The following is a 16,712-nucleotide window of genomic DNA, read 5'->3' on the forward strand; positions in this document are numbered from 1 at the left end:
GCGGAAGGAGGTATATACATGAACATAATATTGAGACATTCCTTGGAAAAACAGCTTCCGATTGATATTATATATATGAAAAAAGACGGTTCCATTTCAAAACGGACCATTATGATAAAAAAAGGGGATGAGCGGGCTGTAACGGCATTTTGCTGTACAAAAAGGCAGATGAGAACTTTTTTGACGGGCTCCATTCTGTCCTGTGCATTTGCTTCGGGAGGCGGATATTCATTTTTAAAAGCGTATTCTTGATGCCGTCCGTTTCCGGCCGTGAATCTCCCGCCCCTGAAAATTCGGGCGTTCCTCCCTTTTTTTTTGCCCTCTCTCAACCTTTTTTCACTGATGCCCGGCATTTGAGCGCTTGAACCGTGACAATCCATTGATTTTTCGAAACCGGGAAGTTTTTCACTGATGATAATGTTAATAGAATGTTAAGATAAGACCTATTGACAAAAATCCATATAATGAACATGTCATTTTTCAGAAAGGAGCAAAGAAGGAGAGCTGATGAAAAGAATTTTACTTAATGTCATCATTATCGTAGCAATGGTCTTACTAATAAGATGTGCTCATTATGCGTCAGACCCTGATCCCTCGAATTCTTCTGATACATACACAGATTTTAAAGATTTGGCTGAACATGAAGACCCCGATGATTATCATATATCGTACAATAAGCGAAAGGGGAGCCCCGTATTGATCATGTCGCCGCACGGAGGGAGAATTGAGGGCGGGGTGAGCGAGATCGTCCGCTCTTTCAGAGATGATTACTCAACCTATCTGTTTGAGGGATTAAAAACGCATGATAACCAGACTCTTCATATTACGAGCACCAGGTTCGATGAGCCTTCAGCAGTCGAAAGCATTAAGCAGCACCATTATGTTATCGCAGTTCACGGTTATAAAGGCGACGAGAAAAATACTCTTGTCGGAGGAAGCGACCGGAAGCGGGCGAAAAAATTGGTGAGAGCTCTCGAACGAAACGGATTTTCTGCAGAATTGGCAACCACAAAAACCGGTCTGGCCGGGGTTGACACCGAAAATATCAATAACCAGGCGCAAACCGGGCTGAGCATACAGCTTGAGATCAGCAGAGAACAGCGGGAAGCGTTTTTTGATAATTTTGATTACCGCGAAAGGGAATTCACAAAAACGGAGGAATTTTACCGGTTTGTCCGTACGATAAAAAGAGTGATCAATCAAGAGTATTCGTAAGCTTAAAAAAAGACAAACGAGTGAAAGATGAGTAAACTGAAAAAAAGGAGGTTTGTCCCTTGGCAAAACATCACTTTTATTTAAAAGCAAATTGGCCCGGAAATCGCAATGACGTCGGCGATATTAAAAGCGGCCGGCTGGAAACGGCTGTGTCCATTCCTAAGGAAATGGACGGACCCGGAGAAGGCACAAATCCTGATGAAATGCTGCTTGGAGCGGCCGCTACCTGTTATATTATAACGCTTGCGGCGATGATGGAAAGAAGCGGCCTGGATAAAGAAGATCTACATATGGAATCTGAAGGAATTGTAGACGTCACGAACGGTGTGTTCACGTACCAGAAAATCATTCACCGTCCGTTTATATTATTAAAGCCGGATGCAGCCGAAACGGACTTTACGCTCGCCAGGAAGTTAGCGCATAAAGCAGAGTCCTCATGTATGATTTCACGAGCGGTCCAAGGAAACGTGGAGATGGAGCTTGAGGTTGAAGTAAAAGCTGCCCGCGCTTGACGAGTTCAAACGGTCAGCTCCGGGCCGTTTGATTTTTTTTAGCTTTTTGAGACTTGGAACGGTTCAGCAGGATGACGCCCGTGATGACCAAAACAAGCCCGATCATCATTTTGACTGTCATGGCCTCCTTAAAAACAAAAAAGCCGACAATTGCCGTTAAAGCGGTGCCGACACCTGACCATGTCGCGTATGCGGCGGATAAATCAAGGCTTTTCAATGAGAAGCTCAAAAACATAAAAGAGGCTCCGATTCCGGCAATGACGCCGAGAGCGGGCCACAGGTGCGTAAAACCGTCCGACAGCTTCAGCATCGTGCTCCCGAACACTTCTGATACAATGGCTAATGCCAAGCAAAGTAATCCTTTCATCAGCATGCCTCTCCTTTCTACCAATTCATCAAAATGACACCGGCCAATAAGAAAAAGAGTCCGATGACGGCCTGCTTGTCCAGTTTTTCATGAAACCATTTCGCTCCGATAATGGATGCGAGCACCGTTCCGGCTCCGCTCCATGTTGCATAGGATAAGCTGAGCGGAATGAGATTCAGTGTCAGTGAAAGCATATAAAAGGCCAATGAATAGCCTGCCACTACAAGCGCGCTCGGCAAAAACCGCGTAAATCCGCGGGAGACCTTCAGCATGGCCGCGCCGATTGACTCTGATAAAATAGCAATTGTGAGGAAGATATAACCCAGAATCATATCAAATCCCCCTCTCATCATAATCCTTATGCCTTTTGTTTAAGGCAGTAAAATAAAATAATATCCGAACTTTGCCCGCCAAGTCAAGACATTAGGCCTATATAAAAAGGCCCCCGGGGAGGAGCCTTTTTGATTCGTCAATAGTAATACGGATAACCTCCGTACGGATAGCCGTAGCCGTAACCTCCGTACAAATACGGATTGAACAAAGCGCTTCCGACAAGCCCCCCGACAAGCCCTCCGACAAACGGTCCGCCGTAAAAACCAAACGGCCGTCCGAACCCGCCAAACCAAGGGCGGCCAAACCAAGGCCGGCCAAAACCAAAACCCGGCCGCCCGAAGCCGAATCCGAATCCGGGACGCCCGAATCCGAATCCCGGCCGTCCGAACCCAAATCCGGGCCGTCCAAACTGTCTCATATCACTATCTGCTTCGTATGTGTATTCTTCATTCATAATTTAGGTACCTCCAAGAATAAATTTGAGATGATAACAGAGTATTCAGCCCACCAATTTTTGATTGGGCGTTTATCAAAAAAATAAAGGAGTGAGCTTTTGTGGGCCTGTATCAGTCCGATTGGTCAAAAAAACCTCCGCACACACACGCATACCGGGCTGTTACGGATGTAGTGCAGGGACATTACCATTTGATCGAAGGCTTTTCGCAGCCGGAGAACGGCAGCAATACAGATGAGCATACACATTTCTATACGGGCATCACCTCGTTTGAAAACGGCCATTTTCATAGGTATTACGGCATTTCCGGCCCTGCCATCCCGAGGGTTGACGGAACACATTACCATGAGCTTTCAGAGACCACCTTTGCCGCCTACAATGAGCCGATTCAGATCCAGCACGGCGGCGTCGTTTACGATCCGCGGGAGGAAGGACGGAAAACGCACCGCCATACGCTCAAAGGAAAAACGAGAGAGGTTGTCGGAAACGAGCCGATCGGGTGGTAGCGGACGTTTAGCGCTCAGGAAAAAGGGCAAAATGGATAGGTGCCTGAAGAAATGAATGCTATAATTAGGGGGAGATTTATAAAAGAGAGTGATACATATTGAAAAATAAAAAACAGCCTGTCGTCATACTTGTCGGACCGACGGCAGTCGGAAAAACAAAACTAAGCATCGGACTCGCGAAAATGCTGAATGCGGAAATCATCAGCGGAGATTCCATGCAGGTATATAAAGGGATGGACATCGGAACGGCCAAAGTCACCGAAGAAGAGACAGAAGGCGTGCCGCATCACCTGATTGATATTTTGGAGCCGTCCGACACTTTTTCAACGGCGGATTATCAGAAAATGGTAAGGGGAAAAATCACCGAGATTGCCGATAGAGGAAAGCTGCCGATGATTGTCGGGGGGACGGGTCTGTACATTCAGTCCGTGCTGTATGACTATACGTTCACGGAAAACTCCGGCGACCCTGTATTCCGGGAGCGCATGGAGAAACTGGCGGCTGAAGAAGGGGCGGAAGCGCTTCATGCCAAGCTTGCGGCAGCCGACCCGGAAGCGGCGGCAGCCATTCATCAAAACAATACGCGAAGAGTCATCCGCGCGCTCGAAATCTTGCATGTATCGGGAAAAACAATGTCAGAGCATCTTAAAACCCAAAAACGGGAGCTGCTTTACAATGCTGTTCTTATCGGTCTTACAATGGACAGAGAAGTGCTGTACGGCCGGATTAACGAGCGCGTTGACCTGATGCTGGAAACCGGCCTTCTTGACGAAGTAAAGCGGCTGTATGATATGAATATACGGGACAGCCAATCGATTCAGGCGATCGGCTATAAAGAGCTGTATGAATATCTTGATGGAAAAGTGCCGCTCCCTCAGGCTGTGGAGCAATTAAAACAAAATTCTAGGCGATATGCGAAACGCCAGCTGACCTGGTTTCGCAATAAAATGCCCGTTTCATGGACAGATATGACCCCGCCTGTTGATATTGAGCAGAAAAAAAAGGAAATTTTCAAGTGCATAGCAGGAAAACTGGAAATTTAATCGAAACAGTATTGTATTGAGAACCAAGGAGGACGAAACATGAAACCGATTAATATTCAAGATCAGTTTTTGAATCAAATCCGAAAAGACAATACGTTCGTCACGGTGTTTTTACTCAACGGCTTCCAGCTTCGCGGCCAGGTAAAAGGCTTTGACAACTTTACCGTTTTGCTCGAAACGGAGGGGAAGCAGCAGCTTATTTATAAACATGCCATCTCCACGTTCGCCCCGCAAAAAAACGTCCAGCTTGAGCTTGAATAGACTTTTTGAAAAAAGACCATGAACAATGGTCTTTTTCTATGCGCATCTGTATATTGCAGGCTGTATATCGGAAACATAAAAGGGGGTTCGGAAAATCGTGTTCGAAAGTGAAAATGAACTGAGAAGAATCAGGATTACGCTCGTTTGGATCGCTGTTTTTTTGCTGTTTGGAGCTTGCAGCAATCATGAGACGGTGGTGACGGATGATGACGGCGGCTCATCGGATGCCGAACCGCAGACAGAAGGCATGGTGCAGCTGGAACATAATCGTTTCGGCATCGTCGAGGACGGTTACTTAAAAATATACCGCTATGATGAAAAAACGAATAAAATCGAACTGAAAAAAGAAGCGGCGCTGGATGAGCTTGAATAAATTTCACAAGCGTTCGAATTTACAAAGCGGGCCGCACAAGCTACACTAAGTACTGACATTGATCATGCAGAGGGTGAGACGATTGAAACACAAGGTGATAATCAACCATTGGGAAGAAACTTGTGAAGATGATTCCTGCTATGAATATGGAACCAGCATCATCGTTGACGGCAAAGAACTGATCAGAGAGGCTTCCATCACAAGCGCTCTGAAAGCCGTACTGAAAGAAATCGGTGCTGATGTGGAGATTGAAGAAACCGTTGAAAGCGAAAAAAAATGTGATTCTTACAAAAAATAAGAATAAAAGTCTAGACTACTAAGCAGTTTTTTTTCATGTTATGATAGACATCGGCTTACACATGACACCTTGAGTAGGATGAGAGATGATTCTCGTTCTGCTCTCTTTTTTGGGCGTTAATCGGGCCAGAGCCAAAGTCCGCTCTTTCAAAAATATGAATTTTTTATAAATCGATCTCAATATGTTGTGTTTTTCTGAGAGGTTAGTATACTATATATAGTGTTAAGAGATTCATTATTTTTGATAGGTCGTGATAAGGATGGTTCAAATCATATTTGATTCAAAGACAGGGAATGTTCAGCGTTTTGTGAATAAAACAGACTTTCAGCTGATCCGCAAGGTGGACGAAACGGACCACGTGGACACTCCGTTTGTTTTGGTCACCTACACGACAAACTTCGGTCAGGTACCGGCATCAACACAATCATTTCTCGAAAAATACGCCCATCTCTTATTAGGAGTCGCTGCGAGCGGCAACAAAGTATGGGGCGATAACTTTGCAAAAAGCGCCGATACCATTTCAAGACAATATCAGGTGCCAATCTTGCACAAATTTGAACTCAGCGGCACATCTAAAGACGTTGAATTGTTTACTCAGGAGGTAGAAAGAGTTGTCACAAAATCAAGTGCCAAAATGGATCCAGTTAAATAACGAAATCATGATCCAACAGGATGGAAAATTCCAGTTTGATAAAGATAAAGAGGCTGTACATAGCTATTTTGTTGACTATATCAATCAAAACACAGTTTACTTTCACGATTTAAAAGAGAAGCTGGATTATTTGATTGAAAACCAATACTACGAAGAGGAATTCTTAAGCCTTTACTCTTTTGAAGACATTAAAGAAGTGTTTAAGACAGCTTACGCAAAGAAGTTTCGTTTTCCTTCCTTCATGAGTGCGTTTAAATTTTATAATGACTATGCTTTGAAAACGAATGACAAGAAAAGAATCCTCGAGCGTTATGAGGACCGAATCTCAATCGTCGCGCTGTTCTTCGCAAACGGCGACACTGAGAAAGCAAAAGAATATGTAAACCTGATGATCAACCAGGAATATCAGCCGAGTACACCGACATTTTTGAATGCCGGCAGAAAACGCCGCGGAGAACTGGTGAGCTGCTTCTTGCTCGAAGTCAATGATTCCTTAAACGATATTTCACGGGCGATCGATATTTCCATGCAGCTGTCTAAATTAGGCGGCGGGGTTTCTCTTAATCTGTCCAAGCTTCGCGCGAAAGGCGAAGCGATTAAAGATGTTGAAAACGCCACAAAAGGCGTTGTAGGCGTCATGAAGCTTCTTGATAATGCGTTCCGTTACGCTGACCAAATGGGCCAAAGACAAGGCTCAGGCGCGGCGTATTTAAATATTTTCCACCGCGATATTAATGATTTTCTTGATACGAAAAAGATTTCTGCGGATGAAGATGTGCGCGTCAAAACGCTTTCTATCGGTGTCGTCATTCCGGATAAGTTCGTTGAGCTTGCACGTGAGGATAAAGCGGCTTATGTATTCTATCCGCATACGATTTATAAAGAATACGGCCAGCATATGGACGAAATGGACATGACGGCGATGTATGAAGAGCTTGTCGACAACCCGCGTGTCAAAAAAGAAAAAGTGAATGCGCGCAAACTGCTTGAAAAGCTTGCCGTTCTCCGTTCTGAGTCAGGTTATCCGTACATTATGTTCCAGGATAACGTAAACAAAGAGCACGCGAATAACCACGTATCAAAAGTGAAATTCTCGAACCTTTGCTCTGAAGTGCTTCAGGCGTCACAGGTTTCGGCTTACACAGATTATGACGAGGAAGACGAAATCGGCTTGGACATTTCCTGCAACCTTGGTTCATTAAATATACTGAATGTCATGAAACATAAATCGATTGAGCGCACGGTGAAACTCGCGACGGATTCCCTGACTCATGTATCTGAGACGACGGATATCCGCAACGCGCCGGCAGTCAGACGCGCGAACAAAGCGATGAAGTCCATCGGTTTAGGCGCTATGAACCTTCACGGTTACCTGGCCCAAAACGGCATCGCGTATGAAAGCCCGGAAGCAAGAGATTTCGCGAATACGTTCTTTATGATGGTGAACTTTTATTCCATTCAGCGTTCAGCTGAGCTTGCGAAAGAAAAAGGCGAAACGTTTGAGCATTATGAAGGCTCCACTTATGCAACGGGAGAATATTTCAATAAATACATCGAAAAAGAGTTCTCACCGGCATACGAAAAAATCGCTGCGCTCTTTGAAGGCATGCACATTCCGACAATCGAAGACTGGAAAGAGCTGAAGGCGTTTGTCGCTGAAAACGGCATGTACCACAGCTACAGACTGTGCATCGCGCCGACAGGCTCCATTTCCTACGTCCAATCCAGCACGGCGTCCGTTATGCCGATCATGGAACGGATCGAAGAAAGAACATACGGAAATTCAAAAACGTATTACCCGATGCCGGGGTTAGCGTCTAATAACTGGTTCTTCTACAAAGAAGCTTATGATATGGACATGTTCAAAGTGGTGGATATGATCGCGACAATCCAGCAGCATATCGATCAGGGAATCAGCTTTACCCTGTTTTTGAAAGATACGATGACAACTCGTGATCTGAATCGTATTGATCTGTATGCCCACCATAGAGGCATCAAAACCATTTACTATGCAAGAACGAAAGATACCGGGCAGGACAGCTGTCTTTCTTGTGTCGTTTGATTAAAGGAGAGTTTACAGTGACAAAAATTTATGACGCAGCAAACTGGTCAAAGCATGAAGATGATTTCACCCAAATGTTTTACAACCAAAATGTAAAGCAGTTTTGGCTTCCGGAAGAGATCGCATTAAACGGCGATCTTCTCACTTGGAAGTATTTGGGTAAAAATGAACAGGATACGTACATGAAGGTGCTTGCCGGCCTGACACTGCTTGATACAGAGCAGGGGAACACGGGCATGCCGATTGTGGCCGAGCACGTCGAAGGTCATCAGCGAAAAGCGGTTCTTAATTTCATGGCGATGATGGAAAATGCGGTGCACGCAAAATCATATTCAAATATCTTTATGACGCTTGCTCCGACTGAAACGATTAATGAAGTATTTGAATGGGTTAAACAAAATAAATATTTGCAGAAAAAAGCGCAAATGATTGTCGGGCTTTACAAAGCCATTCAAAAAGATGATGAAATTTCACTGTTCAAAGCGATGGTTGCTTCCGTCTATCTGGAAAGCTTCCTTTTCTACAGCGGTTTCTATTATCCGTTATATTTCTACGGACAAGGAAAACTGATGCAAAGCGGTGAGATCATTAACCTGATCCTTCGTGACGAAGCGATTCACGGCGTGTATGTCGGTCTCCTTGCTCAGGAAATTTATAATAAACAGACAGAAGAGAAAAAAGCAGAGCTTCGTGAATTTGCGATTGACCTTCTGAATCAGTTATATGAAAATGAACTTGAATATACAGAGGACTTGTACGATCAAGTCGGACTCTCACACGATGTAAAGAAATTCATCCGCTATAACGCCAATAAAGCTTTGATGAACTTAGGGTTCGATCCTTACTTTGAAGAAGAGGATATTAATCCGATCGTATTAAACGGATTAAACACCAAAACAAAATCACATGATTTCTTCTCCATGAAAGGGAACGGCTACAAAAAGGCGACGGTAGAACCGATTAAGGACGAAGATTTTTATTTTGGCCAAGATGAAGAGCAGATATAATATCTGCTCTTTTGGCTTGAATGGAGAGGTAAGACAGGAGGAACGGGCATGAATAAAATGGATGAAATCATCTTGGCTGCACCGCGGAGTGACGTCTTTCAAAACGAAATGCTGACATTTCAGGGAGTCAACAGTGAGAATGAACGTATCGTAAAAATCATGGCTCAAATTGAGGCGCATTTTTTTGAAATCAGAAGAGGCGACGCGGAAGAGGACCCGCGATTTAAACAGCCGATTCCGTATGTCGTCATCCGCTGCGATGATGAGGTGTTTGTGTATGAACGGCTCGCGGGCGGAGGGGAATCGCGCCTCCATAATAAGCTTTCTCTCGGCTTCGGCGGACACATGAACCCTATGGAAGGGGCGGCTTCATTTTCGGAAGTGCTGAAACAGAATACCGACCGGGAGCTGGCGGAAGAACTGTACATTCGCGAGGAGGACAAACAAAACATTGTCACACTCGGCCTGATTAATGATGATGAAAACGATGTAGGGAAGGTGCATATCGGCATCCTTTCTGCGCTTCAGTTAGCGTCTGCGGCACAAGTCGAAGTGAAAGAAAAAGATCAAATCGCCGGGCGCTGGATGAAACTGAGCGAACTGAAAGAGGAAAATGTGTATCAGCGTCTTGAAGCTTGGTCTCAGTTTGTCGCCGATATACTTCAATAACAAAAAACCCCTGTTCGTCCCAAAAAAGGGAGAGCAGGGGTTTTTTCATTTAGTCTTGCACAATGAAGGCATCAAATCCGGCTTTTTCGGCCCGCGCTGCCAACGCTTCAGCATAATCTCTGGAAGAGAATGCGCCGATCTGCACTTTAAATAAGCCGCCTTTTGGAAGCACAATCGCGTCAAAACCTTTAGACTCCGCATCAGCATTTGCTTTCACTTTGAATGCACCGATTTGCACTTTATATAAGTCAGCCTTTTTTTTTAGACCGAAAGCTTGCTCCAAGCCCTTGGCATGTCCTCTTGCAAGGCTTTCAATAAAACTGGCTGTTTTCAGTTTGTTTGCATCAGCTGACGTATCAACAAAACCATTCTCCGTCAAAATCGCCGGCATACTTGTCTCCCGCAGCACATGGAAGTTGGCTGTTTTTTTTCCTCGGTCATTAAAACCTGATGCTTGAATCACTTGCGTGTGGACGGCTGATTGGTAAGTCGAGGTCGGCGCTCCGACACCGGGGTAAATATAGCTTTCGAATCCGGTTCCGCCTCCTGAGTTAATATGAATGGATAAAAAATAATCTGCGCCCCAGCTGTTGGCGGCATCCGTTCTTTCCGTCAGGCTGACCGTCTTATCGCTTGTCCTGCTCATCGTGACAGAAACTCCTTCATACTCATTCGTCAGAATCGTGCGCAAAGCCAGCGCGATCTCCAGCGTGACCGCTTTTTCCTGAAGTCCGTTTCCGGTTGCACCTGAATCAGTTCCGCCATGACCGGGGTCTATAAAAATTTTAACCATTCTCCATCACCTCATTACAGCATATGATGATATTCAAAAGGTGCTTGTACGGCTGTCATTCATGAAAAAAATGAGAAACACACCCAACATTTCCCGGAAAATAAAAATAAATGGTTTGTCCTCCCGTTTCTGTTGAATACAATAAGAAATGAAAAATATTTCTCGGGAAAGCGCAGGATTCAACATCATTCCCGAAGAGAACGGAAAAAGTGACAAATAAAGAGGAAAACGGGTCTCATGATGATAGGCGGATGTCACGGAACCGCTTCATCATGAGTAAGATAAAGAGAGAACAGAGAGGTGAGCATGTTGGAGCGCGCTGTAACCTATAAAAATAACGGACAAATTAACATCATTCTTAATGGCCAAAAGCAAGTGCTGACAAATGCAGAAGCTGAGGCGGAATATCAGGCCGCCCTGCAAAAAAATGAAGCCAAACACAGCATTCTGAAAGAAATTGAAAAAGAAATGAACACATTAGTGGGTATGGAAGAAATGAAACGCAACATTAAAGAAATTTACGCGTGGATATTCGTCAACCAAAAACGGGCCGAACAAGGGCTGAAAGTCGGAAAACAAGCTCTTCATATGATGTTCAAAGGGAACCCCGGCACCGGGAAAACCACCGTCGCGAGACTGATCGGCAAGCTTTTCTTCGAAATGAACGTGCTTTCCAAAGGACATCTGATCGAAGCGGAACGTGCCGATCTGGTCGGTGAATACATCGGACACACGGCGCAAAAAACGAGAGATCTGATTAAGAAATCGCTCGGCGGCATTTTATTCATTGATGAGGCATACTCACTTGCAAGGGGCGGAGAAAAGGATTTCGGTAAAGAGGCGATTGATACGCTTGTCAAGCATATGGAAGACAAACAGCATGAATTTATTCTGATCCTGGCAGGGTACTCGAGAGAAATGACACATTTCCTGTCATTAAATCCCGGCCTGCAATCGCGTTTCCCTATCAGCATCGATTTTCCGGATTACTCTGTCACTCAGCTGATGGACATCGCAAAGCGCATGATAGCAGAGCGGGAGTATCAATTAAGCCAGGAAGCCGAGTGGAAGTTAAAAGATTACTTAATGACAGTGAAAAGCACGACAAGCCCCATTAAATTCAGCAACGGGCGCTTTGTCAGAAACGTGATTGAAAAATCGATCCGCGCTCAGGCTATGAGACTTTTAATGGGAGACCAATACTTAAAAAACGATTTAATGACGATCAAGAGCCAGGATTTACTTATAAAAGATGAGGCGGCAGCTCACGAATAGACCTCTCAGCCGGTCTGAGGGGTCTCTTTTTTATTTCTCTCTTTAAAACCCGCCGGATGTGTGGTATACGCCCTGCGGGTTTGGTATGATAGTACTACTGCCCAATACGACACAGAAAGGAACATCCATTTGAACGAACAGGAAGGAAAAAAAGAAACGGTCATTTTGGTCGGCTGCCAGCTTCCGCACATGACAGATGAGCACTTTGAACATTCCATGGAAGAGCTTGCTTCATTGACAAAAACGGCTGACGGAACGGTGCTGACCCGGATTACGCAAAAACGGAACAGAGCGGATGCCGCTACATATATAGGCAAGGGGAAAGTAGACGAGCTGAAGGCGCTGTGTGAAGAGCTTGAAGCGGATCTGGTCATTTTTAATGATGAACTGTCACCGAGCCAGCTTAAATCACTCGCCACTGCAATTGAAGCGAAGATCATCGACCGCACGCAGCTAATTTTGGATATTTTCGCAAAAAGGGCGAAGACGAGAGAAGGAAAGCTTCAGATCGAATTGGCCCAGCTTCAATACGCGCTGCCGCGTCTGAGCGGACAAGGAATCAATCTCTCAAGACAAGGCGGCGGAATCGGGACGAGAGGGCCCGGTGAGACAAAGCTTGAAACAGACCGGCGCCACATTAGAAACCGCATACACGAAATTAACGTGCAGCTGTCAACGGTTATCCGCCACAGAAGCCGTTATCGGGAGAGACGTAAAAAGAACGGCGTGCTTCAGGCTGCGCTCGTCGGGTATACCAATGCCGGAAAATCAACATGGTTCAATCAATTAACGAGCTCAGACAGCTATGAAGAAGATCTGCTGTTTGCAACACTTGATCCGATGACGAGAAAGATGGCGCTCCCAAGCGGCTACAGTGTCCTTTTGTCTGATACGGTCGGCTTCATTCAGGATCTGCCGACGACGCTGATTGCCGCTTTCCGCTCAACGCTTGAGGAAGTGAAGGAAGCAGACTTGATCATTCATGTCATTGATTCATCCAATGAAGATTATGCCGGGCATGAACAGACGGTCCTCGGTCTGTTAAAAGAGCTTGAGGCAGATGATATTCCGGTGCTGACCGCTTATAACAAACGTGATGAGACACTTCCTGACTTCATCCGGACAGCGGGAGAAGGCCACATCATGATCAGCGCCAGAATCGCCGGGGATGAAGCAAAACTAAAAGCGGAAATCGAAGCTTATTTGCGCCGGGAGCTGATGACGCCGTATGAAGTTCATGTGCCTGCCGCCGAAGGCAAATTGATGTCACGCATCAAATCAGAGACCATGATCGACAGCCTTTATTTTAATGAAGAAAATGAACGCTACGAAGTCTCAGGTTATGTACAGGAAGAACAAAGCATACTCGGAGAACTGAAGAAATTCATGTAAGGAAGGTATACACAACATGTTTGACACACTGACCCACGGCGCTCTTTTACAAAAAACCGCCGAAGAAACAGAAGCGGAAATCTCCGCCGTTCATAAAAGAATAGAAGAAATCAGTGAACGGAATGAATGGAGAGTCCTGCAAAGCTACAGAAAACATAAAGTAAGCGATACGCATTTTACGCCTTCAACCGGATACGGTTATGATGATATCGGACGAGATACACTGGAGAAGATCTATGCTGATGTGTTCGGAGGAGAGGCGGGACTCGTGCGGCCGCAAATCATTTCCGGAACGCATGCGATTTCAATCGCGCTCTTCGGTGTGCTGAGACCCGGGGACGAATTGCTTTATATCACAGGCAAGCCTTACGATACACTCGAGGAAATCGTCGGAGTAAGAGGCGGGGAGTATTCAGGCTCGCTTAAGGAATTTCAAATCGGATACAATGCAGTCGATTTAACATCAGAAGGCAGAGTGGACTTTGAAGCGGTCCGGGCTGCAATCCAGCCGAATACAAAAGTGATCGGCATCCAGCGTTCAAAAGGATATGCGAATCGTCCGTCTTTCAGAATAAATGAAATTGAAGAGATGATTCGTTTCGTAAAGGAAATCAAAGAAGATGTCATTGTTTTTGTGGACAATTGCTACGGAGAATTTGCAGAAGAGCGGGAACCCTGCCACGTCGGAGCGGATCTTATGGCCGGCTCCCTGATCAAAAACCCGGGCGGCGGCCTTGCTAAAACGGGCGGCTATCTTGTAGGGAAAGCCAAGTGGATTGAGGCCTGCTCTTACCGGATGACCTCCCCGGGAATCGGAAGTGAAGCCGGCGCTTCGCTCTATTCACTGCAGGAAATGTATCAAGGTTTCTTTCTCGCTCCGCATGTAGTGGCGCAAAGCTTGAAGGGAGCGGTATTTACCGCCCGTTTTCTTGAAAAGCTCGGCTTTACGTCAAACCCTGCATGGAATGCGCCGAGAACGGATCTGATTCAATCAGTTGAGTTTCAGGACCCTGATAAGATGATCGCTTTTTGCCAGGCGATACAATATGCTTCACCGATTAATGCGCATGTGACGCCTTATCCGAGCTATATGCCGGGATATGAAGACGATGTCATTATGGCAGCGGGCACTTTCGTACAGGGAGCAAGCATTGAATTATCAGCAGATGGACCTATCAGACCGCCTTATGTCGCGTATGTCCAAGGAGGATTAACCTACGCGCACGTGAAAAATGCGATTTGCAGCGCCGTAAATGCTTTAATGGAAAAAGAGCTGATTTAGGCCGTTTGCAATTTTCAAAGAATTTGATGTTAAGATTCCTTACATTGTGTTGACACAAAATATAACATCACCTATAATGAGACTAAGATAAGAAAAGGAGGAAATTGAGATGAGTGATAACATTCGCCGCTCAATGCCTTTATTTCCAATTGGGATTGTCATGCAGTTAACAGAACTTTCTGCCCGGCAAATTCGATATTATGAGGAAAATGGATTGATATTTCCAGCGAGAAGCGAAGGAAATAGACGATTATTTTCATTCCATGATGTAGATAAACTGTTAGAAATCAAAAATCTGATTGAACAAGGCGTCAATATGGCGGGGATCAAACAAATTCTGGATAAGGCATCTGCCGAACCGGAAGAAAAATCCGAAAAAACCGCCAAACCGATGAAGCACAATCTGTCTGATGACGAACTCAGAAAGCTTCTGAAAAACGAACTGATGCAGGCAGGCCGTTTCCAGCGGGGAAATACTTTCCGCCAAGGTGACATGTCCCGATTCTTTCATTAATCCGTTAGCAACTGTTTTGCTATATACATTTACCTTTTAGAGGAGGAGTTTTACGAAATGGCAAAGTACACAAGAGAAGACATCGTAAAATTAGTAAATGAGGAAAACGTAAAGTATATCCGCCTTCAATTCACAGACATTCTCGGAACGATTAAAAACGTGGAAATTCCTGTGAGCCAGCTTGAAAAAGCACTTGATAATAAATGCATGTTCGACGGTTCTTCCATCGAAGGTTTCGTCCGTATCGAAGAGTCTGATATGTACTTATATCCTGATCTGAACACATTTGTAATCTTCCCATGGACGGCTGAAAAAGGTAAAGTAGCACGCTTCATCTGTGACATTTACAATCCGGACGGCACGCCGTTCGAAGGTGACCCGCGTAACAACCTCAAACGGATTCTGAAAGAAATGAAAGAACTCGGTTTCAGCGATTTCAATCTTGGACCTGAGCCTGAATTCTTCCTGTTTAAATTAGATGAAAAAGGCGAACCGACGCTTGAATTGAACGATAAAGGCGGATACTTCGACCTGGCTCCGACTGACTTGGGAGAAAACTGCCGCCGCGATATCGTGCTTGAGCTTGAAGAAATGGGCTTTGAAATCGAAGCATCTCACCATGAAGTTGCTCCGGGTCAGCACGAAATCGATTTTAAATATGCCGGTGCCATCCGTTCTTGTGACGACATCCAAACTTTCAAACTGGTTGTCAAAACGATCGCCCGCAAACACGGTCTGCATGCGACATTCATGCCAAAACCGCTGTTCGGCGTAAACGGTTCCGGTATGCACTGCAACCTATCACTCTTTAAAGATAGCGTTAACGCGTTCTTTGATAAAGACGCTGATCTTCAGCTGAGTGAAACAGCAAAACATTTCATTGCCGGTATCGTAAAACACGCGACAAGCTTTACGGCTGTCACAAACCCGACAGTGAACTCTTACAAACGCCTTGTTCCGGGCTATGAAGCACCTTGCTACGTGGCATGGAGCGCGCAAAACAGAAGCCCGCTGATCCGTATCCCGGCTTCCCGGGGCATCAGCACGCGTGTTGAAGTCCGCAGCGTAGACCCGGCGGCAAACCCGTACCTGGCGTTAAGCGTATTGCTTGCAGCAGGCCTTGACGGAATCAAAAACAAACTTGAAGCACCGGCTCCGATTGACCGCAACATCTACGTCATGAGCAAAGAAGAGCGCATGGAAAACGGCATCGTAGATCTTCCGGCGACACTGGCGGAAGCTCTCGATGAATTCAAATCAAACGAAGTCATGGTTGCGGCGCTCGGCGAGCACCTGTTCGAACACTTCATCGAAGCAAAAGAAATCGAATGGGATATGTTCCGCACACAGGTTCATCCGTGGGAGCGCGAACAATATATGTCTCAGTATTAATCTCTCAATCCCTTGGCACTATTGGTGTCAGGGGATTTTTTGATTTGTTAACAAATTTAATAATTTAATATAGATCATACACCACCCACAAAACACCCACAAAAAATCAATAAAAAATTACTCCATAATTGTGGAGATATAATTCTCATTCATATGCTACACGTAAAAAAAGGTATGTCATCGCTATTGAAAAACTCCATATTGTATTCTCGTTTTTTATTTGTTTTGATGATCCATTCGTTTTTCTTTTCCAGCTACATCCAATTGAACCTCTTTTTTTGTGGAAAAACCACGCTTAGACTTTTCTTTAAA

At 45.2% G+C, this 16,712-nt stretch carries 21 protein-coding genes; 17 read left to right on the forward strand and 4 right to left on the reverse strand.

Features of this window, described 5'->3' with window-relative positions; translation table 11 throughout:
* Positions 1 to 18: 18 nt before the first annotated feature.
* The 3 genes from JNUCC21_RS09040 (at position 19) to JNUCC21_RS09050 (ending at position 1,727) form a co-directional block, all read left to right on the forward strand.
* Entirely contained in the window at positions 19 to 252 is a 234-nt protein-coding gene (locus JNUCC21_RS09040; protein WP_015239897.1) for a hypothetical protein, read from the forward strand.
* A gap of 255 nt (positions 253 to 507) precedes the next feature.
* On the forward strand, positions 508 to 1,215 hold the full coding sequence (locus tag JNUCC21_RS09045; RefSeq protein WP_012117604.1) for a poly-gamma-glutamate hydrolase family protein: 708 nt from the start codon (positions 508 to 510) through the stop codon (positions 1,213 to 1,215).
* Positions 1,216 to 1,274: 59 nt separating this feature from the next.
* Entirely contained in the window at positions 1,275 to 1,727 is a 453-nt protein-coding gene (locus tag JNUCC21_RS09050; protein ID WP_012117605.1) for an OsmC family protein, read from the forward strand.
* A 13-nt stretch (positions 1,728 to 1,740) separates the two neighbouring features.
* Here the strand turns inward: JNUCC21_RS09050 and JNUCC21_RS09055 are convergent, their stop codons facing one another.
* From JNUCC21_RS09055 to JNUCC21_RS09065, 3 genes are all read right to left on the reverse strand, one after another.
* Positions 1,741 to 2,094: a multidrug efflux SMR transporter gene (locus JNUCC21_RS09055; RefSeq protein ID WP_007410379.1), complete on the reverse strand. Its 354-nt coding sequence runs from the start codon at positions 2,092 to 2,094 to the stop codon at positions 1,741 to 1,743.
* A 17-nt stretch (positions 2,095 to 2,111) separates the two neighbouring features.
* Positions 2,112 to 2,426 carry a multidrug efflux SMR transporter gene (locus JNUCC21_RS09060; RefSeq protein WP_007410378.1) on the reverse strand — a complete coding sequence of 105 codons (315 nt, stop codon included), beginning with the start codon at positions 2,424 to 2,426 and terminating at the stop codon, positions 2,112 to 2,114.
* 137 nt (positions 2,427 to 2,563) lie between these two features.
* Positions 2,564 to 2,881, reverse strand: coding sequence for a hypothetical protein (locus JNUCC21_RS09065; RefSeq protein ID WP_032866021.1), 318 nt, complete (start codon positions 2,879 to 2,881; stop codon positions 2,564 to 2,566).
* A 101-nt stretch (positions 2,882 to 2,982) separates the two neighbouring features.
* Here JNUCC21_RS09065 and JNUCC21_RS09070 point away from each other — a divergent pair, with 101 nt between their 5' ends.
* The 9 genes from JNUCC21_RS09070 to JNUCC21_RS09110 all read left to right on the forward strand — a co-directional run bounded on the left by JNUCC21_RS09070 (position 2,983) and on the right by JNUCC21_RS09110 (position 9,752).
* Positions 2,983 to 3,387: a YmaF family protein gene (locus JNUCC21_RS09070; RefSeq protein ID WP_014417831.1), complete on the forward strand. Its 405-nt coding sequence runs from the start codon at positions 2,983 to 2,985 to the stop codon at positions 3,385 to 3,387.
* 98 nt (positions 3,388 to 3,485) lie between these two features.
* The gene (miaA, locus tag JNUCC21_RS09075) at positions 3,486 to 4,430 is read left to right on the forward strand and encodes a tRNA (adenosine(37)-N6)-dimethylallyltransferase MiaA (RefSeq protein WP_015239900.1); all 945 of its coding nucleotides are present in this window, start codon (positions 3,486 to 3,488) and stop codon (positions 4,428 to 4,430) included.
* Positions 4,431 to 4,469: 39 nt separating this feature from the next.
* Positions 4,470 to 4,691 carry an RNA chaperone Hfq gene (hfq, locus tag JNUCC21_RS09080; protein ID WP_003154064.1) on the forward strand — a complete coding sequence of 74 codons (222 nt, stop codon included), beginning with the start codon at positions 4,470 to 4,472 and terminating at the stop codon, positions 4,689 to 4,691.
* A 97-nt stretch (positions 4,692 to 4,788) separates the two neighbouring features.
* Positions 4,789 to 5,064 carry a YmzC family protein gene (locus tag JNUCC21_RS09085; RefSeq protein ID WP_032871539.1) on the forward strand — a complete coding sequence of 92 codons (276 nt, stop codon included), beginning with the start codon at positions 4,789 to 4,791 and terminating at the stop codon, positions 5,062 to 5,064.
* Positions 5,065 to 5,146: 82 nt separating this feature from the next.
* Positions 5,147 to 5,362, forward strand: coding sequence for a hypothetical protein (locus tag JNUCC21_RS09090; protein WP_003154062.1), 216 nt, complete (start codon positions 5,147 to 5,149; stop codon positions 5,360 to 5,362).
* 259 nt (positions 5,363 to 5,621) lie between these two features.
* On the forward strand, positions 5,622 to 6,014 hold the full coding sequence (gene nrdI, locus JNUCC21_RS09095; protein WP_003154061.1) for a class Ib ribonucleoside-diphosphate reductase assembly flavoprotein NrdI: 393 nt from the start codon (positions 5,622 to 5,624) through the stop codon (positions 6,012 to 6,014).
* A complete protein-coding gene (gene nrdE / locus JNUCC21_RS09100) occupies positions 5,974 to 8,076 on the forward strand; it encodes a class 1b ribonucleoside-diphosphate reductase subunit alpha (RefSeq protein WP_007611605.1) in 2,103 nt (700 codons plus the stop codon). Before nrdI ends, nrdE begins: the two co-directional genes overlap by 41 nt.
* 17 nt (positions 8,077 to 8,093) lie before the next feature.
* On the forward strand, positions 8,094 to 9,083 hold the full coding sequence (gene nrdF, locus JNUCC21_RS09105) for a class 1b ribonucleoside-diphosphate reductase subunit beta (protein ID WP_012117608.1): 990 nt from the start codon (positions 8,094 to 8,096) through the stop codon (positions 9,081 to 9,083).
* A gap of 48 nt (positions 9,084 to 9,131) precedes the next feature.
* Complete coding sequence (locus JNUCC21_RS09110) at positions 9,132 to 9,752, forward strand: hypothetical protein (RefSeq protein WP_369878754.1); 621 nt, start codon at positions 9,132 to 9,134, stop codon at positions 9,750 to 9,752.
* 49 nt (positions 9,753 to 9,801) lie between these two features.
* Here the strand turns inward: JNUCC21_RS09110 and JNUCC21_RS09115 are convergent, their stop codons facing one another.
* Positions 9,802 to 10,545, reverse strand: a complete 744-nt coding sequence (locus JNUCC21_RS09115; RefSeq protein ID WP_369878755.1) for an N-acetylmuramoyl-L-alanine amidase — start codon at positions 10,543 to 10,545, stop codon at positions 9,802 to 9,804.
* 306 nt (positions 10,546 to 10,851) lie between these two features.
* Here JNUCC21_RS09115 and spoVK point away from each other — a divergent pair, with 306 nt between their 5' ends.
* The 5 genes from spoVK (at position 10,852) to glnA (ending at position 16,400) form a co-directional block, all read left to right on the forward strand.
* Positions 10,852 to 11,820, forward strand: a complete 969-nt coding sequence (spoVK, locus tag JNUCC21_RS09120; RefSeq protein WP_015417523.1) for a stage V sporulation protein K — start codon at positions 10,852 to 10,854, stop codon at positions 11,818 to 11,820.
* A 129-nt stretch (positions 11,821 to 11,949) separates the two neighbouring features.
* Positions 11,950 to 13,212 (forward strand): GTPase HflX, encoded by a 1,263-nt coding sequence (gene hflX / locus JNUCC21_RS09125; protein WP_369878756.1) that lies wholly within the window; start codon positions 11,950 to 11,952, stop codon positions 13,210 to 13,212.
* A gap of 16 nt (positions 13,213 to 13,228) precedes the next feature.
* Positions 13,229 to 14,494: an aminotransferase class I/II-fold pyridoxal phosphate-dependent enzyme gene (locus JNUCC21_RS09130; RefSeq protein ID WP_012117612.1), complete on the forward strand. Its 1,266-nt coding sequence runs from the start codon at positions 13,229 to 13,231 to the stop codon at positions 14,492 to 14,494.
* 109 nt (positions 14,495 to 14,603) lie between these two features.
* Complete coding sequence (locus tag JNUCC21_RS09135) at positions 14,604 to 15,008, forward strand: MerR family transcriptional regulator (RefSeq protein ID WP_007410366.1); 405 nt, start codon at positions 14,604 to 14,606, stop codon at positions 15,006 to 15,008.
* Between the two features lie 57 nt (positions 15,009 to 15,065).
* Positions 15,066 to 16,400 (forward strand): type I glutamate--ammonia ligase, encoded by a 1,335-nt coding sequence (glnA, locus tag JNUCC21_RS09140; RefSeq protein ID WP_007410365.1) that lies wholly within the window; start codon positions 15,066 to 15,068, stop codon positions 16,398 to 16,400.
* Positions 16,401 to 16,712: the final 312 nt, after the last annotated feature.

Origin of the sequence: Bacillus sp. JNUCC-21, from assembly GCF_041222765.1 — a bacterium.
Taxonomy (GTDB): Bacteria; Bacillota; Bacilli; order Bacillales; family Bacillaceae; genus Bacillus; species Bacillus velezensis.

What these genes read in the sequence shown, in the direction of transcription:
- JNUCC21_RS09045 (WP_012117604.1), top strand. Translation starts at nt 508, where the DNA reads ATGAAAAGAATTTTACTTAATGTCATCATTATCGTAGCAATGGTCTTA.
- JNUCC21_RS09040 (WP_015239897.1), top strand. Translation starts at nt 19, where the DNA reads ATGAACATAATATTGAGACATTCCTTGGAAAAACAGCTTCCGATTGAT.
- JNUCC21_RS09110 (WP_369878754.1), top strand. Translation starts at nt 9,132, where the DNA reads ATGAATAAAATGGATGAAATCATCTTGGCTGCACCGCGGAGTGACGTC.
- JNUCC21_RS09135 (WP_007410366.1), top strand. Translation starts at nt 14,604, where the DNA reads ATGAGTGATAACATTCGCCGCTCAATGCCTTTATTTCCAATTGGGATT.
- JNUCC21_RS09060 (WP_007410378.1), bottom strand. Translation starts at nt 2,426, where the DNA reads ATGATTCTGGGTTATATCTTCCTCACAATTGCTATTTTATCAGAGTCA.
- nrdI (WP_003154061.1), top strand. Translation starts at nt 5,622, where the DNA reads ATGGTTCAAATCATATTTGATTCAAAGACAGGGAATGTTCAGCGTTTT.
- hfq (WP_003154064.1), top strand. Translation starts at nt 4,470, where the DNA reads ATGAAACCGATTAATATTCAAGATCAGTTTTTGAATCAAATCCGAAAA.
- spoVK (WP_015417523.1), top strand. Translation starts at nt 10,852, where the DNA reads ATGTTGGAGCGCGCTGTAACCTATAAAAATAACGGACAAATTAACATC.
- JNUCC21_RS09055 (WP_007410379.1), bottom strand. Translation starts at nt 2,094, where the DNA reads ATGAAAGGATTACTTTGCTTGGCATTAGCCATTGTATCAGAAGTGTTC.
- JNUCC21_RS09065 (WP_032866021.1), bottom strand. Translation starts at nt 2,881, where the DNA reads ATGAATGAAGAATACACATACGAAGCAGATAGTGATATGAGACAGTTT.
- JNUCC21_RS09115 (WP_369878755.1), bottom strand. Translation starts at nt 10,545, where the DNA reads ATGGTTAAAATTTTTATAGACCCCGGTCATGGCGGAACTGATTCAGGT.
- glnA (WP_007410365.1), top strand. Translation starts at nt 15,066, where the DNA reads ATGGCAAAGTACACAAGAGAAGACATCGTAAAATTAGTAAATGAGGAA.
- JNUCC21_RS09130 (WP_012117612.1), top strand. Translation starts at nt 13,229, where the DNA reads ATGTTTGACACACTGACCCACGGCGCTCTTTTACAAAAAACCGCCGAA.